The sequence below is a fragment of the Pedobacter sp. GR22-6 genome, assembly GCF_037402555.1.
Classification (GTDB): Bacteria; Bacteroidota; Bacteroidia; order Sphingobacteriales; family Sphingobacteriaceae; genus Pedobacter.
Genome location: NZ_JBBEUC010000002.1, coordinates 846033 through 868243, shown reverse-complemented (window position 1 = coordinate 868243; position 22211 = coordinate 846033). Strand labels below are relative to the sequence as shown.

28 protein-coding genes and 1 tRNA gene are annotated in these 22211 nt (G+C 43.5%); 6 read left to right on the top strand and 23 right to left on the bottom strand.

What is annotated here, in order from left to right; genetic code table 11:
• Positions 1-11: 11 nt before the first annotated feature.
• Both WAE59_RS11315 and WAE59_RS11310 read right to left on the bottom strand, forming a co-directional pair.
• Positions 12-341 (bottom strand): DMT family transporter, encoded by a 330-nt coding sequence (locus WAE59_RS11315; protein WP_337856069.1) that lies wholly within the window; start codon positions 339-341, stop codon positions 12-14.
• A 71-nt stretch (positions 342-412) separates the two neighbouring features.
• Complete coding sequence (locus WAE59_RS11310) at positions 413-976, bottom strand: Crp/Fnr family transcriptional regulator (protein ID WP_337856068.1); 564 nt, start codon at positions 974-976, stop codon at positions 413-415.
• 135 nt (positions 977-1111) lie between these two features.
• On the opposite strand from WAE59_RS11310, the gene WAE59_RS11305 reads away from it, so the two are divergent.
• Complete coding sequence (locus WAE59_RS11305; RefSeq protein WP_337856067.1) at positions 1112-1240, top strand: hypothetical protein; 129 nt, start codon at positions 1112-1114, stop codon at positions 1238-1240.
• 12 nt (positions 1241-1252) lie between these two features.
• Positions 1253-1624, top strand: coding sequence for a DinB family protein (locus tag WAE59_RS11300; RefSeq protein ID WP_337856553.1), 372 nt, complete (start codon positions 1253-1255; stop codon positions 1622-1624).
• On the opposite strand, the gene WAE59_RS11295 is transcribed toward WAE59_RS11300, so the two are convergent.
• From WAE59_RS11295 to WAE59_RS11225, 15 genes are all read right to left on the bottom strand, one after another.
• Positions 1608-2225: a peptidoglycan-binding protein gene (locus WAE59_RS11295; protein WP_337856066.1), complete on the bottom strand. Its 618-nt coding sequence runs from the start codon at positions 2223-2225 to the stop codon at positions 1608-1610. The two genes, WAE59_RS11300 and WAE59_RS11295, sit on opposite strands and share 17 nt — an antisense overlap.
• Entirely contained in the window at positions 2144-2671 is a 528-nt protein-coding gene (locus WAE59_RS11290) for a hypothetical protein (RefSeq protein WP_337856065.1), read from the bottom strand. The genes WAE59_RS11295 and WAE59_RS11290 overlap by 82 nt, the downstream gene beginning before the upstream one ends.
• Before the next feature lie 15 nt (positions 2672-2686).
• Entirely contained in the window at positions 2687-3331 is a 645-nt protein-coding gene (locus WAE59_RS11285; RefSeq protein WP_337856064.1) for a DUF6266 family protein, read from the bottom strand.
• Between the two features lie 115 nt (positions 3332-3446).
• Positions 3447-3707, bottom strand: a complete 261-nt coding sequence (locus tag WAE59_RS11280) for a hypothetical protein (protein ID WP_337856063.1) — start codon at positions 3705-3707, stop codon at positions 3447-3449.
• Between the two features lie 92 nt (positions 3708-3799).
• Positions 3800-4213, bottom strand: a complete 414-nt coding sequence (locus tag WAE59_RS11275) for a type II toxin-antitoxin system VapC family toxin (RefSeq protein ID WP_337856062.1) — start codon at positions 4211-4213, stop codon at positions 3800-3802.
• Entirely contained in the window at positions 4210-4455 is a 246-nt protein-coding gene (locus tag WAE59_RS11270; protein WP_337856061.1) for a DUF6364 family protein, read from the bottom strand. The genes WAE59_RS11275 and WAE59_RS11270 overlap by 4 nt, the downstream gene beginning before the upstream one ends.
• Before the next feature lie 68 nt (positions 4456-4523).
• Positions 4524-5102 (bottom strand): RNA polymerase sigma factor, encoded by a 579-nt coding sequence (locus WAE59_RS11265; RefSeq protein ID WP_337856060.1) that lies wholly within the window; start codon positions 5100-5102, stop codon positions 4524-4526.
• Positions 5103-5363: 261 nt separating this feature from the next.
• Positions 5364-6689: a serine hydrolase domain-containing protein gene (locus WAE59_RS11260; protein ID WP_337856059.1), complete on the bottom strand. Its 1326-nt coding sequence runs from the start codon at positions 6687-6689 to the stop codon at positions 5364-5366.
• A 157-nt stretch (positions 6690-6846) separates the two neighbouring features.
• Positions 6847-7065 carry a hypothetical protein gene (locus WAE59_RS11255; protein WP_337856058.1) on the bottom strand — a complete coding sequence of 73 codons (219 nt, stop codon included), beginning with the start codon at positions 7063-7065 and terminating at the stop codon, positions 6847-6849.
• Between the two features lie 106 nt (positions 7066-7171).
• Positions 7172-7384 carry a hypothetical protein gene (locus WAE59_RS11250; RefSeq protein ID WP_337856057.1) on the bottom strand — a complete coding sequence of 71 codons (213 nt, stop codon included), beginning with the start codon at positions 7382-7384 and terminating at the stop codon, positions 7172-7174.
• Between the two features lie 65 nt (positions 7385-7449).
• The gene (locus WAE59_RS11245) at positions 7450-8406 is read right to left on the bottom strand and encodes a bifunctional helix-turn-helix transcriptional regulator/GNAT family N-acetyltransferase (RefSeq protein ID WP_337856056.1); all 957 of its coding nucleotides are present in this window, start codon (positions 8404-8406) and stop codon (positions 7450-7452) included.
• A gap of 243 nt (positions 8407-8649) precedes the next feature.
• Positions 8650-8733, bottom strand: a tRNA-Leu gene (locus WAE59_RS11240).
• Between the two features lie 21 nt (positions 8734-8754).
• A complete protein-coding gene (locus WAE59_RS11235; RefSeq protein WP_337856055.1) occupies positions 8755-9519 on the bottom strand; it encodes an MBL fold metallo-hydrolase in 765 nt (254 codons plus the stop codon).
• Positions 9520-9557: 38 nt separating this feature from the next.
• Complete coding sequence (locus tag WAE59_RS11230) at positions 9558-10205, bottom strand: LolA family protein (protein ID WP_337856054.1); 648 nt, start codon at positions 10203-10205, stop codon at positions 9558-9560.
• Between the two features lie 17 nt (positions 10206-10222).
• The gene (locus WAE59_RS11225) at positions 10223-12802 is read right to left on the bottom strand and encodes an FtsK/SpoIIIE family DNA translocase (RefSeq protein WP_337856053.1); all 2580 of its coding nucleotides are present in this window, start codon (positions 12800-12802) and stop codon (positions 10223-10225) included.
• Positions 12803-12907: 105 nt separating this feature from the next.
• Between WAE59_RS11225 and WAE59_RS11220 the strand changes: the two genes are divergently transcribed.
• Positions 12908-13558, top strand: a complete 651-nt coding sequence (locus WAE59_RS11220; RefSeq protein WP_337856052.1) for an ankyrin repeat domain-containing protein — start codon at positions 12908-12910, stop codon at positions 13556-13558.
• A gap of 3 nt (positions 13559-13561) precedes the next feature.
• On the opposite strand, the gene WAE59_RS11215 is transcribed toward WAE59_RS11220, so the two are convergent.
• The 4 genes from WAE59_RS11215 to pyrF are packed head-to-tail and all read right to left on the bottom strand — an operon-like array spanning position 13562 to position 16834.
• Positions 13562-13783, bottom strand: a complete 222-nt coding sequence (locus WAE59_RS11215; protein ID WP_337856051.1) for a PspC domain-containing protein — start codon at positions 13781-13783, stop codon at positions 13562-13564.
• A gap of 1 nt (position 13784) precedes the next feature.
• The gene (locus WAE59_RS11210; RefSeq protein ID WP_337856050.1) at positions 13785-15065 is read right to left on the bottom strand and encodes a DUF2851 family protein; all 1281 of its coding nucleotides are present in this window, start codon (positions 15063-15065) and stop codon (positions 13785-13787) included.
• Between the two features lie 33 nt (positions 15066-15098).
• A complete protein-coding gene (locus WAE59_RS11205) occupies positions 15099-16007 on the bottom strand; it encodes a DMT family transporter (protein ID WP_337856049.1) in 909 nt (302 codons plus the stop codon).
• Positions 16004-16834 carry an orotidine-5'-phosphate decarboxylase gene (gene pyrF / locus WAE59_RS11200; protein WP_337856048.1) on the bottom strand — a complete coding sequence of 277 codons (831 nt, stop codon included), beginning with the start codon at positions 16832-16834 and terminating at the stop codon, positions 16004-16006. The genes WAE59_RS11205 and pyrF overlap by 4 nt, the downstream gene beginning before the upstream one ends.
• A 260-nt stretch (positions 16835-17094) precedes the next feature.
• Between pyrF and rho the strand changes: the two genes are divergently transcribed.
• Entirely contained in the window at positions 17095-18783 is a 1689-nt protein-coding gene (gene rho, locus WAE59_RS11195) for a transcription termination factor Rho (protein WP_337856047.1), read from the top strand.
• 15 nt (positions 18784-18798) lie between these two features.
• Complete coding sequence (gene pssA, locus WAE59_RS11190) at positions 18799-19482, top strand: CDP-diacylglycerol--serine O-phosphatidyltransferase (RefSeq protein ID WP_337856046.1); 684 nt, start codon at positions 18799-18801, stop codon at positions 19480-19482.
• A 1-nt stretch (position 19483) separates the two neighbouring features.
• On the opposite strand, the gene WAE59_RS11185 is transcribed toward pssA, so the two are convergent.
• Both WAE59_RS11185 and folK read right to left on the bottom strand, forming a co-directional pair.
• Entirely contained in the window at positions 19484-19861 is a 378-nt protein-coding gene (locus WAE59_RS11185; protein ID WP_337856045.1) for an Hpt domain-containing protein, read from the bottom strand.
• Between the two features lie 10 nt (positions 19862-19871).
• The gene (folK, locus tag WAE59_RS11180) at positions 19872-20372 is read right to left on the bottom strand and encodes a 2-amino-4-hydroxy-6-hydroxymethyldihydropteridine diphosphokinase (protein WP_337856044.1); all 501 of its coding nucleotides are present in this window, start codon (positions 20370-20372) and stop codon (positions 19872-19874) included.
• A 65-nt stretch (positions 20373-20437) separates the two neighbouring features.
• On the opposite strand from folK, the gene sppA reads away from it, so the two are divergent.
• Positions 20438-22210 (top strand): signal peptide peptidase SppA, encoded by a 1773-nt coding sequence (sppA, locus tag WAE59_RS11175; RefSeq protein ID WP_337856043.1) that lies wholly within the window; start codon positions 20438-20440, stop codon positions 22208-22210.
• Position 22211: the final 1 nt, after the last annotated feature.

The window sequence follows — 22211 nt, the reverse complement described above, 5'->3', positions numbered from 1 at the left end:
CATTTCAGCCGCTAGCTATGAGATACAGCTTTCAGGCCAATGATGGATCCGATGAGTGTAAAGAGAAACAGCAAACGCAGGAAGGTGGCGGTTTCTTTGAAAATGAAAATCCCCACCAGCACAGTGCCTACCGCACCTATACCGGTCCATACGGCATAGGCTGTTCCAATGGGCAGGGTCTGTGTAGCTTTGATCAAAAGTCCCATGCTGATGCAAAGCGCAATTAAAAACCCGGCATACCACAGGTACATTTCATTTCCAGAACTGTCTTTGGTTTTTCCCAGACAAAAAGCGAAAGCGACTTCAAACAAGCCAGCTACAATTAAAATGATCCAATTCATAATGTTGTTTATGAATGCAAAAATCGGCAACCAGATCGGCTAAACCTTTTACAAATGTTAAAAAATGAGGCTCAACGCAATTCTGCGCGTATCCTGCTGAGGCTGACCTGCGACATCCCAAGGTAGGAAGCGATATAACCAAGCTGTACCCTGAGCAACAAGCCGGGTTGCTTGCTGATCAGCTCTGTATAGCGCTCCTGTGCCGTTTTGAACTGCATGCCAATGAGACGCTCTTCGGTCTTCACCAGTTCCTGTTCAGCCAGTTTTCTGCCCCAGTTGGCGAGCTGCAGGTCTTTTTCGTACAGGTTCCTGAGCTCGATGATATTCAGCTCATACAGATCACAGTCTTCCAGCAGTTCAATATTTTCATAACTTTTGTCGCCCGAAATGTAACTTTTCATAGAAAGCACCAGATCCCCTTCCTGACCGAACCAGAAAGTAACCTGCTCGCCCGCATGGTCAGCATATGCCCGCACCATGCCTTTCCTGATGAAATAGATGTTTTTCTCTACACGCGCTGCTTTCAGCAGGATATGCCCTTTGCGGTAAGATACCTGCTTAACCTTAGCCTGCAATGCGGCCATTGAAGCCTCAGGCAATACAGAAAGCTTTAGAATAATGTCTTCGAGATCCATGGGCCCTGATATTTGTGTAAAAGTAGGTAAATTACGACAAGCCCGGTCAGATAAAAATCTGCCGGGCGGAAAAGTGGCCGGAACAAAAAACGGAGAACAGTTGTTATTCAGTGAGTTAAAAACAAAACAATAAAGATGATGATACTGCAATCGCTATTGGGAGAATTTGAACAGGAAGTAAAGAGCACTAGAAAATTACTGCAGGCTGTTCCTGAAAAAGACCTGGGCTACAAACCTTCGGAGATGTCCTGGACCATGGGCTAACTTGCCCAGCACATCGCCACGATCTACTATTGGTATGTAGGCACGCTTACCAAGGATGTTTACGACATGGCCGCCGACAATTTGGAACGTGGCGAACCGGGGGACATTAAAGCTACTTTAGCACTTTTTGAAAGTAATGTAGAGAAAGCCAGGCTTGCCCTTCAGTCGCTTACAGAGCAAAAACTACTAGACAACTGGACCATGAAGGTCGGGGACAAAGTCGTTTTAGGTCCTTTGCCCCGGGGTATGGTGTCGCGAGGCTTTCTCTTCAATCACATCTACCACCACCGTGGTGAAATGATCGTTTACCTTCGTGCTACCGGCAATAAAGTTCCGGGAATGTATGGCCCTACCTATGAAGACAGTGTCAATTCCGTTTCCTGATCCAGTCCGCATAACACCTGATGCTGCGCTTGTGGCGCAGTTTTCTCCACACGCCATCGCCGTCGCGTTCGTTGGCCGCCGAAGTATTGCCCTCGATCGACATGATGTACGATCCGTTGACACGCTCAATGATCCCGCAGTGCCCCAGGCGGCCTAGATGGGCGAAATAAATACCCAGTACGAGGCCATCCCTCGCCTCCCTGACCTGTCTCGAAGCAGGAAACAAGGACGGGCACCAAGCTGTCTTAGGCTGCGCATAGCCTGCCTGTCCAAACACATAAGAAAGCCATGCTGCACACCATGGAGCGGCTGTTTTGATGCCGACATAGCTGAGGTAAGCAGATACTTTTGGCCCAGTGTTCGGAACATTGCCCTCACGAGTGCCGATTTCCTTTCTGGCGGCATCGACAATGCGCCGATAATGTTCATCAACATTGTGATCAGTTTTGAAATTCAGGATATGTCTCCCGTCGTTGACATAGAGAGCAGTTCCGATAGGATGGTAAGCGTTGGGCTGTGCTAAATAATTGCGCTCAGTACCCCCACTGCAGCCAGTAAGAGCAAAGCAAAAAGCGCAAAGCAGAATTTTAGCTGTTGCCATGATTGCAGGTTGTTAAATTTTGAAACCATCGTATTCATTTCGGGTAGCCCCAACGCCTGGCATATGGTCCGCAACAGCCAGATGCTGATGCCGAGCAACAGGAAATAGCTGATGATGGAAAAGATCAGGAGCATCCATATGCTGGGATCCACCGCAGCGGCCGTCGGATCAAAGCGCCCTATGATCCCCGGCACCGCAAACCAAATCAGGAGCAGCAGTCCGAAGAACAAATAGGGAAGTTTGGCTAAGATCAAGTCAGGAAGACTTGATCCAGTATATCGTTTCAGGTCTTCAGCACTCTGTTTCAAGTCTTCACGACTCTGTTTCAGGTCTTCAGCATTCTGTTTCAGGCCTTCACGACTCTGTTTCAAGTCTTCAGTACTCTGGTTCAAGTCTTCAGACTTGGAACCGGTATAAAATTTCGAATTAACGCTTAAAATTTTCATGATTTAATTATTTGATCAATTGATTTCTTCCATAAAACCTACATATTGGCTATTACTCACTTCATACCTGTCCTCACTGATGAAAGCCAAATAACAATGTAACTCCTTTTGCAGCCTGAGTGCATCCAGTGCCAAAAACACCGTCCCTTCCTGTCTTTGTCCGGCATTCAGCATACATAAGGCCTCTGGCCCTTCCGGAAAATACACCAGGACCATTACCCCATGATATCTGTCCTGATAGTCCATGCCGGTATTCTCCCAAGTAAAGCGAAGTCCATCGACTTCCTTGTTCAGTAGAAGATTGGAAGCAGGCAGCAGGTTCCCTTTACTGAGCACTATCTTCGCATAATTCAATTTCACATCCGGATACGCACCAACCGTAGCCTGTTGCAGATTGTATTTTACTGCGGCATTGTAAGGAAAAGCCGCAGTGCCTGCCACCAGCTTTGCAAAACCCGCATTGATGAAAGCTTTTACAGGTTTGAAAAACACACTGAGCACTTTCAGCCTTTGCCTACAGGTCTGCTGCGCAGGCGTAGCGGGCTTTTCGATCTTGCCCAGTTTCCGCGCTACTTGTTTCCCGTTGCGCACATAATAAACCGTATTTTGGAGATTTCGGAGATAGTATCCACCTCTTTTCGGGCCAAAGTGTCCAGTCAATTTTCACCCAACGCTTTCTGGATCCCCTGGACCTGGCGCTAGGTATTTCTGCCTGATAAATGCGCTTAGATAAGCGTTAGTAGCCTCCCCAATTCAATTCTTTATAACTCTGTGTTTAGAATCCAGATTTTACCCTATTTTCAGTACGCTGAGCTTTCTGAAACTGCTCAGCAGACCAGGAATGCAGACCCCATATAAATGATGATTCAAAGCCTTTAAAATCAGTCAAGTGGATACTTTGGCTGAAATTAGTGGACATTTTGCAGCGAAATGGCTGGACAGCGGATTCCGAAATCAGGTGGACAGTATTGCCGAAACCTCCAGTCTTGCCTTCATGGTATCTGTTCAATAGCGCTTTAAACTCTTTTGCTTCCATATCTTATAGGTTTTTCGACCTTCTAATATGTAAGACGTTTCAGAAATGAGAAGTGGGGATAGGGTGTGAAAAAAAAATTATAGCACACTTAGCTATAAAAAATTGATTATTTCATCTGGTGGTAGCACAGCTATTCCTGCATCTTTAAAATCTTTTAAATTCCTGGTAACGATAAATTCGATATCTGGAACTGAATTTGCAGCATATATTTGAATTGCATCTTCAAAATCTTTATGATTGGATAATAGGCTTTTTTTGATAATCGAAATATCAACGGAAATTACGGCTATAAAATCAAGAAGAGCGTAAAGCACTTCTCTTAATTCTTTTTCACCAATGTGCTTTTTCAACAAATAATGCGTTGTAGCAAAAGAATGGGAAGAAGTATAAAGTTGAACTTTCTTCTGCTCTGCCAAATCAAATATTTCTATTGCAAACTTACTGAAAGGAGGCCTATCAGCGAGAAGGTCGATTAAAATATTTGTGTCAACAAATACATTTCTCATAGGTGCTTGCTTTCAAAATAGGTGCTTAACACTTCCTTTTCATCGAAATTTGCTGGAAGTTTAACCGATCCCACCAACTTTTTAAGCTTAGGAGAAATCTCTTTTGTCCCCTGGTGTTCAGCTATTAGTGTCTCTAAATACTTTTCAATTAACTCAGATAAGCTTCTGCCAGTTTGCTTTGCATAAGATTTTGCTTTCTTTATAACGCTCTCTTCTACTGTTAATGTTAATTTCGTTGTCATGCACGTGTGTTTTAAACAAAAATACGTATTCTCTATAGGAAATAAAAATAATACTATCTGCGTAGCGATCACTTTATTAAATACATCATCACCAGCATCAGCCCTATCCTTGGCTTTAATGTCCTGATCGCCTTTTTCATTTGGTCCTTCACGGTATGTTCCGAGAGCCCCATACGCTCGGCAATTTCTTTGTTGGAGAGGTTTTCAATTCTGCGCAGGTTAAAAACCTCGCGCATGCGTGGCGGCAAAGCCGCGATTTCAAGTTCAATGATCGCAGAAAGCTGCCTTTCCCGCACCAGCGCGTCCGTCTCCACATAGTTTCCCTCCACAAATTGACCATAAGAGGCCGCATAATGGTCTACATGGCTCTTTCGCCGCAGCAGGTCGAATACCGCATTGCGGGCAATGGTGTAGAGGTACGCACTCAGGTTTAGCGCATCTTCATTCAGTTCTTCATGCCGGCCCCAGAGCTTCGCGAAAATTTCCTGCACAATGTCTTCAGATTCCGCAGCACTGCGGAGTTTATTGTAGGTATGTTTATAGAGCAAGGGACTGTAACGGTTGAAAACTTCTGTAAAAGCCAGCCTGTCCGCCTGCTTTAACAAAGCAACCAGTTCCTGATCTGTATATGCGCGATAAGCAGCCATGGTATATAAATATCCCTTGAACTAAAATAAGAAATTGTTTCGGCAATGTTACTTATATCTGATGGGATAATGGTAATGTTTGCAGATTTTTTTTCCTAAACGAGTATTCTGATCTTGTTAAGAAAGCTTCCTGCTCTGAAAGGGAACTGCTCCAGATCCGCCTCGTAGCAACTTCATAATTGCTACATTCCGGCCAGAAGCGCAGATCTTCATGACAGGAAAGGGATGCGAAGGCGCGCTGTTCCAGACCCTAAGCTTGCCCTACCTGACCAGCACATACCTATAGCTTTTCCCAGCCTGCACTAAAATCATTTCCCTTTTGGCACGGTCGAACTTCAGCAGTACGTCAAATTGTGCACGCTTAAAATCATTTCTGTTTACGGTTTCCAGTGAAAAAGCTTGCTGACCGCTAGCCTGGGCAACTAAGGTTGATCCCGACTTGGTGATGGAAATTTTTAAAGGCATTTCTTCGCTTTGATAATTTCCGAGCAATTCATCCAGGTCTTCGGTTTTCAGTTGTATGGGTAGCTCGTAAGGGCGGTTATAATAGGCTTTGAGCAGCACGAGCAAAACATCATTCAATACGTAATTCATCCCATTGGTGGTGATCGCAAACGTAACGCCATCTTCCGGAGCCAAGTACACGACACTATAACTTCCATAAGTACCACCATTGTGGCCTAGCAGCATTTTTTCGTAAAAAGGCGCCCTGATCAGCCCCATCCCGAATAGGTTATTGCCATCGAAAGTCTTCATCTGATTGTAGCTCTGCGCGCTAAGCAATTTTCCTGTAGCGAGCGAGTTGATAAATACGGACAAATCTTGCGGAGTAGACAGGATATCACCGACTCCAACGATATTGGGAAAATAGATGTCCTTGATCGGCAGCCAGGACCCGTTAAAGGAATAAGGTCTGGCTTCCAGCGTCTGGCTGTTATTGATTGTTGCTGCAACAGTGCTTTTCAAGCCAATCTTGTCGATGATCCTTTGCTTCAAGGCTTCTTGATAGCTCTTGCCACTAAGCTTTTCTATGATATAACCAAGCAGCAGGAAACCGCCATTGGAATACTGCTGTTTTGTTCCCGGCTCAAAATGCGGTTTAACACTCGCAATTTTATCCAGCAATTCTGCCCTGGTATGCGCATCGGTGATCCATTCCCGATTTTCACTGACATGATCGGAAAGGCCGCTGGTATGGCTCAGCAGGTGCGCCATGGTAATGCGATCTGCATTGGGCATCTGGGGAAAAAACTTGGAAAGCCTGGTGTCCAGCGTAATTTTCTTTTCCTCAATCAGTTGAAAGATCATCACCGCGGTAAAGGTCTTGGAAATAGATCCAATCCGATATTGCGTTTTTAAGGTAGCGGGAATCTTCTTGTCCCCCTCGACTTGACTGTAGCCGATAATTTTTTCGTAAACAGACTTGCCTTCTTTGGTAATTAGTATACTGCCCATGACCTGATTGTTGGTAGCGAGGGCCTGGAAGAAGCTATCGAGTTTGAGTTTATTAAACTGCTGTGCCTGGGTATTACAAAAGATAATGCTCAGCAGGAAGATTAGGATTGGAGCGATGTTTTTAGTCTTCATGGGATATTCGGAATTGTGCAGTAAGATAAGGATTTATATCAAAGTACGCCGCATTGTTTAGTCGAGCCCGAAAGCGGCCAGCATTTTGTAATGAATCAAAAAAAAGCCGCTCTTTGAAGCGGCTCGCAGGATTTTTACTATTTTCTTGTATGATTTATTATTTTTTCGTACCCAGTTCAGCTCTGATCTGCTGAACAAATTCTAATGACACCTCTGCAATTTCTGCGGCATTTTCATCGGAGAAGCCAGCCTTGGTGAGCAAGTTTTCAACGACAGCACGGGCTTTTTTAGCCCTTCCGGTTTGCTCGCCGAGTTCTTTTCCTTTGCGATATAAAAAGTCTTTTTCTTCTTTAAAAAATGTGGATATGGACTGCATAACTTTATTTAAAGGTTGTTCAATATGTGTACGCAACTGTACAAATATACGCAATTGTTTAAAATATTTTTCTTTTGTGAGTTCACTTACTGTGCCCTTGTTGATCTCACTTACAATGGATTGCAGGGCAGTTTACTTTTTTCAGTGCATCTGGCTTTCGCTCCTTGGTGTGCTGTATGTCGTCCGGTATTTCCTCGCTGTAAACAATATCAAGGTGCAGAACATCCCTGATGATCACCGGCATGGTTTGTTCTAGATTTTCCTTTAATAACTTATCGTACTGGTTGGTCTGGAAGCCATTTTGTTTTTTATCTGGCATATTTAAATTTTGATAAATTCGAATATGACCAGAAAGAGGTATTGACTGGTAAAGCTTGATGAGATTTAATTGGTTAATATCAATTCCATTTGAATATTGCAACGCACATAAGGTGTTGACCGTCCGACAACTTTTTTAAAACCCAGTTTGTGGTATAAATTGATCGCTGGTTTTAATAAAGTATTGCTTTCTAAATAGAGTTTTGCTGCGCCCAGACTCTTCGCTTCGGCAACTACGGCCTGTCCCAGCAACCAGCCTATACTTTTACCCTGTACATCAGGAGAGACAGCCATCTTTGCCATTTCATACTGGTAATCAGGATCATCCATCTTAATTAGCGCACATACACCTACTGGCTGCCCTTTGTATAATGCCACAAAGATTTTCCCTCCTTTATCCAGAATATAAGATTTGGGATTGTCCAACGCTTTAGTATCTGCCTCTTCGATTTCAAAATAAGTAGAAATCCATTGTTCATTAAGCGATTTAAAAGCAGTTTGATATCGTTCGCTATAGGGAACGATCTGAACATCTTTGCTCTCCCGAAGCTTACGCTGCTCCTGTACTCTTTTGAGCAATGATTTCTGTTCCAAAAGAAATTCCCATTCTGCCAGGGCTTCCCACAGGTTGTGCCGGGCTTCACTAATCACCCCTTCTATCGCAGCATCTACATCTGCTAATTGCAGCGTCAATTTAGCTGAAAATGATCTACCTTTTTCAGTTAGTGCCACCACATTGCGGCGTTTATCAGAAGATTCCTGATTTTCCTTTACCAGCCCGGCATTTGTCATTTCTCTCACAATCTTACTAACAGAGGGCTGTGAATGTCCGATTTCAACTGCGATTTCTGTAATGGTTTTTTCACTGTCTTGAGCCAGCACGAAAAACACCGGAAACCATTTTGGGGCAAAATCCAGACCGTACCATTTGTAAATTTTTGCCGCATCATCGGTAATCATAGAACTAAACAGCCTCAATCGACTTCCCAAAGCAGATTTGCCAGTTTTTTCAAATATCTCCATATATCATTACTATTTACATAACCAGTTATGCAAAATTAAGAATAGTTTTGAACAATGCAAGAAAAGCTCGCTTTTTAAAGATCCAAACGTACAGTTGTCAAGCATTCCTTGATAACTGCTAAAGACGGGAAGAGATATAAGTTAACAGTGAAACAAAAATGCCCTCAGCATCAACTGAAGGCATTTTATAAATCCGATGCAATTATCTTCGGAGAACTTATCCAATATTGGATAGGTTGAATGTACCCGAGAGCAGATTCGAACTGCCACGCCGTTGCCAGCGCCAGCCCCTCAAGCTGGTGCGTCTACCAATTTCGCCACCCGGGTATTTGGAGTTGCAAACATAAACTATTCGCTGTATAATGTCAAGCCATCATACGCTAATTTTATATTTGGCGGTAAATCTTTTTCCACAGATTCATGTAAACCCATATTATGGCTAATGTGAGTTAGATAAGTTGTTTCAGCTCCAATTTTTGCAGCGAATGCTATGGCTTCGTCCAACGTAAAATGAGAAATGTGCTCTTCCTTCTGCAAGGCATTAACAACCAATATTTTAGTCCCACGAACTTTGGCTACTGTTTCATCAGAGATGGTCTTGGCATCCGTGATGTAGGTAAATTCGCCAATTCTGAATCCAAGGATCGGCAATCTGTAGTGCATAATCTCTAAAGGGATGATCGGTGTTTCTCCAATGTTGAAAACATCCCCATCGATGGTATGCATGTCAATTTGTGGTAAACCAGGATACCTGACATCGGAAAATATGTAAGAAAATTCTTTCTTTAATGCCTGTTGCACCCGCTCAGTAGCGTAAATATCAATATTCTTTTTCAGGAGATAGTTGAATGGCCTGATGTCGTCCAATCCCGCGACATGGTCTTTATGCTCATGGGTATATAAGATCGCATCCAAGTCCTTCACACCCGCACGGAGCATCTGGTACCGAAAATCAGGACCACTGTCGATCACCATGGTCTTATCGGCGGTCTCAAGCAGTATAGATACCCTTAAACGCTTGTCTTTGTGATCTGTAGACCTACAAACGATGCAATTGCATGTAATAACTGGAATGCCTTGTGAAGTACCTGTACCTAAAAATGTGATTTTCAAAATGGAGGAGTTATGATCGTATCTTCAAAAATAGCAAACTACCTCAAATCAACAACCTCAACCCCAGGATATTTTTTAGTATCAAACACAAATATGCTTTCAGGCAACCTCGGTGCAGCTGAAAAGGATTTTACATTGTAGGTATACTTGTTGCCATTTTTATCGAAAATCAGCACATTTGAGATTTGCTTTGCGGCCTTGTCTATGCTCAGCCGGATCTTAAAAAAAGACTTCTTGGTATCCAGTGGAGAAAGGTCGATCATCTGATAGGTTTTATTACCAGATTTGGTATCACCTGTATAGAGGTACTTGTATCCGCTCTCGTAGAGTGTAAAGATCTTCGCCGGGTTCAGCGCGTCGCTGCCATTGTCTACATCGGTCACCTGAACTTCATTATCATCTTTCAAATAAGTCCATTGGCTCCTGCCGTCACTCAACAACTCCTGATCCGTCATGCTCACTTTATACTTGTTGGCCTTGGCTTTCACGAGTAAAGTACCTTGCTGACTTTCTTTAATTTTTGCCTGCTGGTTATCCAGCGTAAAAGTAAAATCTGCCTTTACCATATCGTAAGAACGGTATTTCTTACTCACTCCTGCTAAAATCGCTTTGGCTTTTGCATCATTCTGCGCGTAAGCAGTAACTACAAAGCCCATCATCACTAACAACAACACGATCTTCTTCATCTTTCTCTTTTTAATTATCAATTGTTGTTTAAGTCATTCAAGAACTGTTCCAAAGCGTAATCATCGGGAATCAGTACCTCTCTCGCCTTACTTCCCTCAAAAGGTCCGACCACTCCCGCAGCCTCCAATTGATCGATGATCCTTCCAGCCCTGTTGTAACCCAATTTCAACTTGCGCTGGATCAGTGAAGTAGATCCCTGCTGGTGCATAACGATCAGTCTGGCAGCATCTTCAAACATAGAATCACGGTCATTAGGGTCAAATTCTACCTTAGCGTTCTCAGCTGCTTCGTCAATGTATTCCGGCAACTGGTAGGCTTCAGGGTATCCACGCTGTACACCGATAAATTCGGAAATCCGGTCAACCTCCGGCGTGTCTACAAAAGCACACTGCAAACGAATCAGGTCGTTTCCTGTAGACAATAACATATCTCCCCTACCGATGAGCTGATCTGCACCACCGCTATCCAGAATCGTCCTGGAATCGATCTTAGACAATACCCTAAAAGCAAGTCTGGCCGGAAAATTCGCCTTGATCGTACCCGTAATGATATTTACAGATGGCCTTTGTGTAGCCAGTACCAGGTGGATTCCAACGGCACGTGCCAATTGTGCCAAACGGGCGATCGGTGTTTCCACTTCCTTACCTGCTGTCATCATCAAATCCGCAAACTCGTCGACAATTAAAACAATATACGGTAAGAAGCGGTGTGAATTATTTGGATTCAGCTTACGCTTGATGAATTTCTCATTGTATTCCTTCAGGTTCCTCACCTGTGCATCTTTCAAAAGGTCATAGCGCTGATCCATCTCAATACACAACGAGTTTAACGTGTTGATCACTTTCTTCGTATCTGTAATGATGGCATCTGCTTCTCCAGGTAGTTTAGCCAAAAAATGGCGCTCAATCTTATTGAACAGTGTGAGCTCTACCTTTTTAGGATCTACCAGCACGAATTTGAGCTGCGAAGGATGTTTCTTGTACAACAAAGACACAAGAATGGAATTGATCCCCACAGACTTACCTTGTCCCGTGGCCCCCGCTACCAGTAAATGGGGCATTTTGGACAGATCGGCAATATACACTTCATTGGAAATGGTCTTACCCAGGGCGATCGGCAGATCCATCGTAGTCTGCTGAAATTTCTCCGTAGCCAGTATGCTCCTCATAGAAACCATCTCGGGATGCATGTTCGGAACCTCAATCCCGATAGTTCCCTTACCCGGCATCGGTGCGATGATCCTGATCCCAAGTGCGGCCAAACTCAAAGCAATGTCGTCTTCCAGATTCTTTATTTTTGAAATCCTGACGCCTGGCGCAGGAATGATCTCATATAAGGTCACAGTCGGACCAATCGTCGCCTTGATCTTATCGATCTCTATATTGTAATGGTTCAGAGTCTCGACAATCTTATTCTTATTGGCCTCCAGTTCTTCTGCATTCACAGAGATCTTATTGGAACCGTGGTTCTCCAGCAAATCCAAATGCGGATACTTATAACTGGCTAAGTCCAATGTAGGATCATAGGTGCCAAACTGCTCAACAAGCTCTTCAGATTTTTTGTCTTCCTCTGTTTTCTCTATGGTGAGTTCAGGCTCTGGCTTATGGGACAGATCTACGACCGGGTTAAGTTCAATTGGAGGAGTAACCGCCAGAGGAGGAACAACCGCAGCTGGCGTATGCATGACATTCACCGCCGGAGTAAATGTCGGAATGATCGCTTCTTCTTCTACTTTCTCCTCAAACCTGGAAGGACTGATCACAATATTCTGCTGTTCTTTTTCCTTTTTACGGGAATTGGCAAACCTGTCGTTCAAGGTAAACTCAACAGGCTCGGAAAGCACTTCATTCTCCAGTTCAATGTTTTCCGGTACTTCGGGCACAACCTCCTTGCTGGTCCTTCGTTCCGGTATCTTAAAATCAATATTGTAGGCAACAACCAGGACGCTTAAGGCCAGAAAGGCCAGTAAGCCGCCAACACCTGTAATGCCGACCTGTGCTGTCAGCAGTTTATTGCTCCAATAACCAAACTGACCTTCAAGATAATGAGGGGCGTCGGAAATGAATGCATGAAAAAAGCCCAAGCTCAGGGAAATAAACAGCAAAAAGAAGAGGCTATAACCCAGCGTTTTCTCGAGCGCAAAGATCTTGACCTTAAACAACAGACGATAGCCGATTACAAAAAAAACAAAAACAAACAGGAAGGATGAAACACCAAACCATTCGTAAATGAACTGGTGCGATAACAAAGCACCAAACTTGCCCAACCAGTTTTGCACCACTGGCGGGATATTGACCTGTTGAAGTTCCTCGTAGCTTTTAAACAGATTAGACCATCCCCCATTCGCATCAATTACATAACTATGGTCGTCCTGCCAGGTGAATAAATAGGAAGTAAACGCAACCAGGAAGTATAACGTGAGGACGATAAAAACGAGACCAATGATCTTAATGAAACGCCCATCCTGAAAATCAAAACGGGGCAGTATCTCCTGACGTTCCTTAAACTTTCTGGCTCCCGGGGATTTCCCAGCCTGCTTTTCATCTGAGTCGCCTTTGAAAGAATTGGATTTGAATTGATTACCCCTTACCGACATTTTCTCTAAGTATTTATTTAACAAACTTAGATAAACTGCCTAGCATTCATGAACATTTTTTAAAAAAAATTTACATAAGTTTGTCCATTCAAACTAACTTTCAGGATGGACATTTCAACCCTAGAGGCTTTAATAGAAGACAATAAAATTCAGGAAATCTATGACCTTCTGAACCAGATGCCTCAACTGGCAGACCAGCAAACCAGTCATGGCATCTCTCCGGTTCTATTGGCTTGCTACTACAGAAAGCCACAAATGGCCGCAATGATTGCCGGTTTTTCCACTGAAATTACTTTGTTTGAAGCCTGCGCTTTAGGTCAGGCTGAACATACCCTGGAACTGATTACTGAACAGCCCTCCCTGGTGAATGCCTTTGCCAGCGATGGTTTTACACCTCTGGGACTCGCGGCTTATTTTGGCAGGGAGGAAATTGTCCGTATCCTCATCAACAAGGGAGCGGAGGTCAATGTTCCAACCAATAATGGCTTTAACGTGTTCCCTATCCACTCCGCTGTAGCTGCAAAACACTACAACATCACAAAAATGCTGCTTGATGCCGGTGCGGAAGTCAATGTCAAACAAAAGGCTGGTTTCACTCCCCTACACGCTGCTGCACAGTATGGTGATATTGAAATCCTGATCTTGCTATTGGAACACAATGCTGATGTCTCGATCAGAATGGAGGGTGGCAAATTGCCGGCAGACCTGGCAGAAGAAAAGGGTTATAGTGATATTGCGGCAATTTTGAGGGAATAACGGTTAGACGTCCCAGATCCGCATCCTGATTTTTTTCATATACCTTCTGACATCGAGCACCAATGCCGCCAGCACGTAGAAGATGATCGGAAAACCTACCGCCAGAAATGAAGAATAAATAAAGAATAGCCTGATCTTACTGATCGACATATTTAATCGGACCGCAAGATAGGTACACACTCCGAAACTTTGCTTTTCAAAAAAGGTAACAATCCGTTGAAACATCTTATCTATTTAAAATTTTAACTCCGACACCACAATTTAAGCATTTTTTTTGATTGCAGTAGTATTTATTTAGCTGTAGTATGGCCTGACTCATCATCGCATTCTCCGGCTTCAATCCTGATCTAACGTATTGAGCTATAATTGTATTGTGCTCGGGGGCTAAAGATGTTAAAAAAGAAAAGGCCCGGTCGGACAGCATTGCATTGCCGGTATACCTCCCATAGCTAAACAGCAGCTGACAGATGGTATTGATCACTATGCCGTGTATGGAAGAACGCCCCAATTGCAAACTCACCTGCTTTGTGGCTTTATTGAAATGATAATGCTGCTTCCAATAAGGGTTGACCGGGAGGTTTTCGAACAAGCGGCAAACATCCGGCAGCTCCTCCAGTTCCAATATGGTGGAAAATAAATGGCTACTACTCGCCATCAGCGAGGCGAACTGGGCCAAACGTATGGTAGGAAAATTCTGGGGCCGCATTCTCATAAATTTCCAGGCCTCCGCATTGATCTCCTGAAGGCGGTATTTTTTACGTAAAAAAGTATACTCAGCGAATAATGCCCGGGGGTAGGTATCGGTGAAATCTGATCTTAAAAGGCCCGACTGTCCGAAGGTCAGTGCTTCGATCTGAAATTGACTGTTTTTATGTTTTGCCATAATTTGCTGGGGCAAAGATGTTGCGAGCATTTCGAAGGGCTGCGCATTTACGTTAAACCCAAAAGCCCGGGCAATGAAGAAATAAAATGTCTCATCCCAATTGCCTTTCAACAAGTCTAACCGGTCTAAAATTTCATTCGATTTGTCTTCGAAACGCTCGGCAATCAACCTGCTTAGTGTGCTTTCCACGATGATCGGATCGACAATCTGAAGCTGATTTGCACAGGGAAAGGCTTGTTTTTCATTCAGGAGCAATTGATAACGCGCTAACAGTCCGGCAGGAAACCGTTCCTTCAATACCAATACCGGGATCAAACTCCCATCCTTGCGGCAGATTTCCCGGTCGTGCTCATATACGACATGTAAGATAACCGATTCAAAGGCTGCATCTTTTTGATGGTGATGAAGATACCAGTCCGACGACCGCAAGTGAATTTCTACATTGCCTACCCATAATGTCCCGTCGATCAACAGCTTTGCTTTACTGAAATCAGGACCTGCATTTTGATTCAGGAGGCCGGGACTGACTACTTCCAGCAGTTCTCCCCCCACACATGAAAGTCCCTTAAAGTCAAACAACCTGAACTGCCAAATGAAAAATAAAAATTGCTCTGTGAATACCATTACAGCGAACCTAGCCGAAATGGAGCAAACCGACTAAATGCGCTGTATTTTTTTTTGCTTTTGATAGTTGGTGATGAAAACACCCAATATGATCAATCCCGTAGCGATCACAATATCAAAAGTGATGATCTCATCAAGGATCAGCCAGCCCAGGAACAATGCAATGATGGTGTTGAAATAGGAAAGCACCGAAACTTCAGTAGCCGTAACTTTCTTCAGGGCATAATGATAGCAGAAAAATGCGATCACGGAACCAAAAAGAGCAAGGTAGACTACGGCCATCATGCTTTTTCCACTCCAGGCCTGTATATTTACCTGATCTGAAAAAATGAAAGCAAGTACAAACTGAGCCAATGCAGAAAAAACAAACTGATAAAAAAGATCTAAGAAGATCTGGTCAGACTTGTGATTGTTCTTTTTCACATAGAGTGTACCTAAAGTCCAGCCCGTGATGGCTACGCATAAGAAGGCAATACCCATTTTATAATTGGGATCCAGTAAGGCACTGAATCCATCCCTAAAAATAAAAGCAACACCTAGAAATCCGATGATTACGCCCAAAAAGCCTTTGAGCGTTGGCTTTTGGATTCCGATAACTACACTACCGAGGAAAACGAATATCGGGTTCAACGCATTGAGCAGGGAAGTCAAACCGCTTGGAATACTTTGTTCCGCAACGGTAGTCATTCCGTTAGCGATCACCAGCATCAGGGAAGACAGGATCACTTGTCGCCTGAGGTGTGCCCAGCCTTTCCAGGCCAGTTCTCCCTTTCGCAACAACACGACCAATAAGATCAGTGAAGCGATGCTCTGACGAATGGCCGCCACAAACCATGGTGGAATGGTCTCAACCGCGATCCTGATGCCAAGGTAGGTAGTACCCCAGATCAGCGCTACAGCAACCAGTGCAGCCACCAGTTTGAAATCTATGGTTTTATTCATATCAGATTTGCGGCAGTCAGGATCTGCTCCATCTCCTGCTGCACTTTCAATGCTTCCTCACGCGCTTTCTCTCCAAAATCTTCTCCATTGCCAGCATAAATAATGGCCCTCGCAGAATTGACCAGCAACCCGCATTCCTTATTGAGGCCATATTTACAAACTTCAGACAAACTCCCGCCCTGGGCACCTATTCCGGGAACCAACAAAAAATGATCCGGAGCCAGTCTTCTGATATTTTCGAATTCGGCCCCTCTGGTTGCCCCAACGACGTACATCAACTGGCCACTATCTGCCCATTGGGAAGAAATACGGATCACCTCCTCATACAGCTTTCCGTCCGGGGTCTGGTGCAACTGAAAATCACTATGTCCTGCATTGGATGTGAGGGCCAGCAGAATCACCCATTTATCTTTGTAATTCAGGAAAGGTCCGACAGAATCACTTCCCATATAAGGCGCGACAGTAACTGCGTCAAAGCCCATTCCTGATTTTTCTTCATTAAAAAAAGCATCAGCGTACATAGCAGAAGTATTCCCTATATCTCCTCGCTTTGCATCAGCAATGCTCAATGTATCTTTTGGTAAATATGCCCAGGTTTTCAGGAGGGTATCCCAGCCCTTTAAGCCCATAGATTCATAAAAAGCAGTATTCGGTTTGTAGGCCACGCAAAGATCTTTTGTTGCATCTATGATTTGCTTATTGAATTCCAACACTGGATTTTCGTATTTTAGCAGGTGCTTTGGAAGATTTTCCAATACAGGGTCCAACCCTACACACAAAAAAGATTTCTTGATTTTGATCTGCTCAAATAATTGGTTTTTATTCATCAGGGGGTAAATTTGTGGCACAAAGATGCCAATTTTAACAGGGATTTAATATGGCTTTTGAAAAATTGACTATAATTTATTTTAAACAATTTGAAGTTTTTCTTGGAGATTAAGTTACAAATACATACAATTGCAACATAATTCTCTAAAAGTTTATCTGACCATTCCAGAATATCTTCATAAAATTTTGTTATTCACCATCTTTTATTGCTGCATTTTCTGCTTGGTTAAATTTTTAAAATTTTCTCTACATCTATATAATGTTTAATAAAACAGAATTGAATGAAAAACTCACTGCTGAACTGCGTGAGATTGCAAAAACACAAGGGATACTAAATGCAGATGAGTTACGCAAAGCGGAACTTGTTGAAATAATTGCTCAGATCACCGAACAGGAAGCATCTGTAGCAACTGATCCTGAGCCTGTAAAAGCTGATACCCCCGTAAAACCTGCTAAAGCTAAAGCTGCAAAAGAAACTAACGGAGAGAAACCTACAAGAAAACGTATTCGTATCTCCGCAAAAGAGGAAGAAGCACCGAAAAACATGCCTTTTAACAGGGCTTCATTATTTGATGCACAACCTGCATACGAAAAGAACGAAAGCGCTGTACAAGTTGAATCGGAAGAACCTGTTGAAGTTTTAACAGAAGAAACTGCACAACCAGAAACAGTTGCGGCCCCCGTTAAACCTCAGTCAACGCCTGCTGCACCCTTCATCGATAAAAAGAATAAACCGCTAAGGGAAGAAAATAGACCTAAAAACCCGAATCAAAACAACGGAAACAATACCAATAGCAAACAGCAGATTGAAAATAGCTATTCGAACCTGGATTTCGACAACACCATTACCAATGAAGGTGTGCTGGAAATTATGCCGGACGGATATGGTTTTCTAAGATCTGCCGACTACAACTACCTGTCTTCTCCGGATGACATCTATGTTTCCCAGTCACAGATCAAGCTATTTGGATTAAAAACCGGTGACACAGTTAAAGGAAGCATACGTCCACCTAAAGAAGGTGAGAAATATTTCCCATTGGTAAGGGTAGAAACGATCAACGGACGTCTGCCTGCCGATGTAAGGGACCGCGTACCTTTCGATTACCTGACCCCGTTGTTCCCAACGGAAAGATTGAACCTTTTTACGGAAACCAACAACTACTCTACCCGCATCATTGACCTCTTTACGCCTATAGGTAAAGGTCAGCGTGGTTTGATCGTTGCACAGCCGAAAACTGGTAAAACGAACCTACTGAAAGAAGTAGCCAATGCAATCGCTAAAAACCACCCGGAAGTATACCTGATCATTTTATTGATCGACGAGCGTCCGGAAGAGGTAACCGATATGGCACGTAGTGTAAGAGCGGAAGTAATCGCTTCTACATTTGACGAACCGGCAGAGCGCCACGTTAAAATCGCCAATATCGTTTTAGAGAAGGCCAAAAGATTGGTAGAATGTGGACATGATGTGGTGATCTTACTGGATTCCATTACACGTCTGGCCAGGGCTTACAATACTACTGCTCCTGCATCGGGTAAAATCCTTTCAGGTGGTGTGGATGCAAATGCCCTACACAAACCAAAGCGTTTCTTCGGAGCTGCACGTAATATAGAAAAAGGTGGTTCATTGACCATTCTAGCTACAGCCCTGACAGACACTGGTTCGAAAATGGATGAGGTGATCTTTGAAGAGTTTAAAGGTACCGGTAACATGGAGCTCCAATTGGATCGTAAATTATCGAATAAACGTATTTTCCCTGCCATTGACATTACAGCCTCAAGCACCAGAAGGGACGACTTGTTGCACGACAGAGATACTTTACAGCGTGTATGGATCTTGCGTAACCACCTGGCAGATATGAATGCACAGGAAGCCATGGAATTTGTACAAGGTCAGATCAAGGGCACCAAATCAAATGAAGAATTTTTGATTTCCATGAACAGCTAATCCATATAGCTTTTTATGATCAGAAAACATATCCCCAATGCCATTACCTGTGCAAATCTGTTTTCAGGTTGTATAGGGATTGTTTATGCATTTAAAGGAAACCTGGAAGCCGCCGCGTATTTTGTGCTGCTTTCAGGTATCTTTGATTTCTTTGATGGTTTCGCCGCCCGGCTCTTAAATGTGAAATCCAATATTGGAAAAGAACTGGATTCACTGGCAGATATGGTGAGCTTTGGCTTTCTACCTGGTGTGGTGATGTTTCAGTTGCTGGCGCAAAGTGATTACAATTCAGAATATTCTCCTTATTTCGGCTTCATCATTACCGTATTTTCAGCGCTTCGACTGGCCAAATTCAATATTGATACCAGGCAAACAGAAGATTTCATTGGCCTCAATACGCCGATGAATACGTTATTCATCGTGTCCCTACCTTTCATCAAAACAGACTACCCGGCCATACTGGGTTCTTCGGCTTTGTTAATCGGGCTTACGGCTATATTAAGTGTATTGCTGGTGAGCGAGATCAGGATCTTCTCTATGAAATTCGGCACTAAAGGATGGAAAAACAACCGTTTGAAGTACTTATTCCTGCTGCTTTCGGTGGTTTTAGTTGTTGCACTTCAATTCGTTGCAGTGCCCTTTATACTGATGCTTTACATCGGATTATCCATTCTGCATTTCAGACAGATTCCCCGTTAACCTATAATTGCTTTTCCAGTTCTGCCCTTGCAGTATCTAATTGCCGGTAAAGTACTTCTGTAAAGGCGGTGATCTCACTGCAGGCCCATGGTAATGTTTCCAGGTCTTTCAATGCATTCGCATTGTCTTCTATCATTTGCATATGTGCTTTGGCATCTTCACGCCCAACATAGACAAAAGTTGGCTTTATTTTGTGGGCAACTCCCGCTGTTTTAGCCCAGTCCTTTTCATTGACTGCCGCTTGTAATTCCGCAATGTAAAGCGGGGTCTGACTTTTGAATAAGTCTATCATTTCTATAATAAACTCTGCGCTGTCACCGGACATTTCTCTCAAATAAGAAAGATCCAGGGGTTCATTATTTTTATCCAGGTTGATCATCTAAGCAAAACTATAAATTAATTTTTGATACTGATAATTTATCCGCTAAAGATCTCAATATATCTGAGACTGTTTTGTTAAGTATGGGGTGTAAATGATCTGGCGCAATCTCTGCAAGCGGTTCCAGCACGAACTTCCGGTTTTGCAGCTCCGGATGTGGAATAACGAGTTTTCCCGGGATTTCAATCACTTCATTATGGTAGAAAATCAGGTCAATATCAATCACCCTTGCCCCCCATCGCTCTAACCTTACCCTACCCAGCCGCTGCTCTATCTCTAGAACAGTATCTAAAACCTGCTCAGCCTTCTGTATCGTCTCTACCGCCAAAGCCATGTTGATAAATGAAGGTTGGTCTTCCTTTCCCCAGGCAGCAGTCTCATAAGGGGCTGAGCTAGACAAGACCTTACCCACTTTACTTTCGATTTCCCGGACGGCTGCATTGATCACTTCAATGCGATCTCCCATGTTGCTTCCGAGTAACAAATAAACTATTTTCTTCTCCAATACCATATCAATTATCAGGGTAAACTCAGCATCGTTTACTTATATTTACAAATTAAATATTAAACTGCCACATGAGAGAATTTTTCAAGTATGTTTTTGCTACCGTGATTGGAATTGTAATATCTACGGTCCTCTTGGTCCTTTTATTCGTTGTCATTGTAGTCGGGGTCGTTTCTTCAATCGAGGGCGACAAAACGGTAATCGTCGACAACAATTCGGTACTTTTCCTAAACCTGGACCAGGCGATCACGGAACGCACTCCCGATGATACTTTTGACAACCTGCCTATACTCGGTTCCGATGGAGCTAAGAGCATTGGTTTCAATGACATTATTAAATCACTCAAAAAGGCAAAAACAGACGATAAAATTAAATGTGTATATCTCAGCGTATCTTCCCCAAATGCCGGCTTCGCAACCATGCGTGAGGTAAGAAATGCCCTGTTGGATTTTAGACGCGGCGGCAAAAAGATCATTGCCTATAGCGAGGTATATACTCAGGGGGCCTATTACCTGGCTTCTGCAGCCGATAAAGTTTACCTGAACCCGGAAGGGGCACTCGAATTTAAAGGATTGAGTTCTCAACTGATGTTCTTTAAAGGTGCTTTGGAGAAACTGGGAGTAGAAGCACAGATCATCCGGGTCGGCACCTATAAAAGTGCAGTGGAACCTTTCATCAATGATAAAATGAGTGACAAGAACCGGGAACAGGTAACGGCCTATGTTTATGGCTTGTACAATACTTTCCTGGACGGGATTGCACAAAGCCGGAAGATCCCCAAAGATTCACTCCACCGCATTGCCGACGATTACAAAATCCAGCAACCTAAAGATGCCCTGTTCCACAAGATGGTCGATGGCCTTAAATATAAAGATGAAATACTGGACGAACTAAAATCTCTGAGCGGCACGGAAAAGAAGAATAACCTCAAAACGGTTACCATAAACGCCTATGCCAAAAACGTGAACGCAGAAAAGGCGATCGATAACGATACCAGAATTGCAGTGATCTTTGCCAACGGGGATATCAATGGCGGCGAAGGCAACGATGAGAGCATAGGGTCTGAGCGCATCTCCAGAACGATCAGAAAGGCACGCCTGGATAAAAACATCAAAGCAATTGTACTGAGGGTAAACTCTCCCGGTGGTAGTGCGCTGGCATCAGATGTCATTTGGCGGGAAATAGTTTTGACCAAAAAAGTAAAACCCGTTATCGCTTCTTTCGGTGATGTAGCCGCCTCAGGAGGTTATTATATTGCTTGTGCAGCAGATTCTATTTTTGTACAGCCCAATACAATCACCGGTTCCATAGGTGTATTTGGTGTCATCCCCAATTTCCAAAATCTGCTCAACAACAAACTGGGCATCACCTTCGACGGTGTTAAAACAGGAAAATATGCAGACATCATGAGTGTCAATCGTCCCCTAACCGATGGGGAAAGGCTCATCATTCAAACTGACGTCAACCGTGTATACGATAGTTTCATCAGCCGCGTGGCGGAAGGACGTAAAAAAACAAAAGCATATATAGACAGCATTGGAGGAGGCCGTGTCTGGATCGGTACTGATGCCGTTAAGATTGGTCTGGCAGACCGAACCGGAAGCTTCAACGATGCGATTACTGCTGCAGCTAAAAAGGCGAAAATAAAGGACTATAAAATTGTGGAATATCCTGAAATGATCGACCCACTGAAATCGCTGATGGAAAATAGCTCAGATAAGGTTAAAACCTATTACGCGAGAAAAGAACTCGGCGAACAGTACCACATCTACGAACAAATGAAATCGGCCATAGCCAAATCTGGTGTGCAGGCAAGAATGCCTTTCGAGATCAAAGTAAAATAGT

Coding starts and splice junctions, on each gene's coding strand:
- WAE59_RS11315 (WP_337856069.1), bottom strand. CDS start 341: ATGAATTGGATCATTTTAATTGTAGCTGGCTTGTTTGAAGTCGCTTTC.
- WAE59_RS11310 (WP_337856068.1), bottom strand. CDS start 976: ATGGATCTCGAAGACATTATTCTAAAGCTTTCTGTATTGCCTGAGGCT.
- WAE59_RS11305 (WP_337856067.1), top strand. CDS start 1,112: ATGATGATACTGCAATCGCTATTGGGAGAATTTGAACAGGAAGTAAAG.
- WAE59_RS11295 (WP_337856066.1), bottom strand. CDS start 2,225: ATGGCAACAGCTAAAATTCTGCTTTGCGCTTTTTGCTTTGCTCTTACT.
- WAE59_RS11290 (WP_337856065.1), bottom strand. CDS start 2,671: ATGAAAATTTTAAGCGTTAATTCGAAATTTTATACCGGTTCCAAGTCT.
- WAE59_RS11280 (WP_337856063.1), bottom strand. CDS start 3,707: ATGGAAGCAAAAGAGTTTAAAGCGCTATTGAACAGATACCATGAAGGC.
- WAE59_RS11275 (WP_337856062.1), bottom strand. CDS start 4,213: ATGAGAAATGTATTTGTTGACACAAATATTTTAATCGACCTTCTCGCT.
- WAE59_RS11270 (WP_337856061.1), bottom strand. CDS start 4,455: ATGACAACGAAATTAACATTAACAGTAGAAGAGAGCGTTATAAAGAAA.
- WAE59_RS11265 (WP_337856060.1), bottom strand. CDS start 5,102: ATGGCTGCTTATCGCGCATATACAGATCAGGAACTGGTTGCTTTGTTA.
- WAE59_RS11260 (WP_337856059.1), bottom strand. CDS start 6,689: ATGAAGACTAAAAACATCGCTCCAATCCTAATCTTCCTGCTGAGCATT.
- WAE59_RS11255 (WP_337856058.1), bottom strand. CDS start 7,065: ATGCAGTCCATATCCACATTTTTTAAAGAAGAAAAAGACTTTTTATAT.
- WAE59_RS11250 (WP_337856057.1), bottom strand. CDS start 7,384: ATGCCAGATAAAAAACAAAATGGCTTCCAGACCAACCAGTACGATAAG.
- WAE59_RS11245 (WP_337856056.1), bottom strand. CDS start 8,406: ATGGAGATATTTGAAAAAACTGGCAAATCTGCTTTGGGAAGTCGATTG.
- WAE59_RS11230 (WP_337856054.1), bottom strand. CDS start 10,205: ATGAAGAAGATCGTGTTGTTGTTAGTGATGATGGGCTTTGTAGTTACT.
- WAE59_RS11225 (WP_337856053.1), bottom strand. CDS start 12,802: ATGTCGGTAAGGGGTAATCAATTCAAATCCAATTCTTTCAAAGGCGAC.
- WAE59_RS11220 (WP_337856052.1), top strand. CDS start 12,908: ATGGACATTTCAACCCTAGAGGCTTTAATAGAAGACAATAAAATTCAG.
- WAE59_RS11215 (WP_337856051.1), bottom strand. CDS start 13,783: ATGTTTCAACGGATTGTTACCTTTTTTGAAAAGCAAAGTTTCGGAGTG.
- WAE59_RS11210 (WP_337856050.1), bottom strand. CDS start 15,065: ATGGTATTCACAGAGCAATTTTTATTTTTCATTTGGCAGTTCAGGTTG.
- WAE59_RS11205 (WP_337856049.1), bottom strand. CDS start 16,007: ATGAATAAAACCATAGATTTCAAACTGGTGGCTGCACTGGTTGCTGTA.
- pyrF (WP_337856048.1), bottom strand. CDS start 16,834: ATGAATAAAAACCAATTATTTGAGCAGATCAAAATCAAGAAATCTTTT.
- rho (WP_337856047.1), top strand. CDS start 17,095: ATGTTTAATAAAACAGAATTGAATGAAAAACTCACTGCTGAACTGCGT.
- pssA (WP_337856046.1), top strand. CDS start 18,799: ATGATCAGAAAACATATCCCCAATGCCATTACCTGTGCAAATCTGTTT.
- WAE59_RS11185 (WP_337856045.1), bottom strand. CDS start 19,861: ATGATCAACCTGGATAAAAATAATGAACCCCTGGATCTTTCTTATTTG.
- folK (WP_337856044.1), bottom strand. CDS start 20,372: ATGGTATTGGAGAAGAAAATAGTTTATTTGTTACTCGGAAGCAACATG.
- sppA (WP_337856043.1), top strand. CDS start 20,438: ATGAGAGAATTTTTCAAGTATGTTTTTGCTACCGTGATTGGAATTGTA.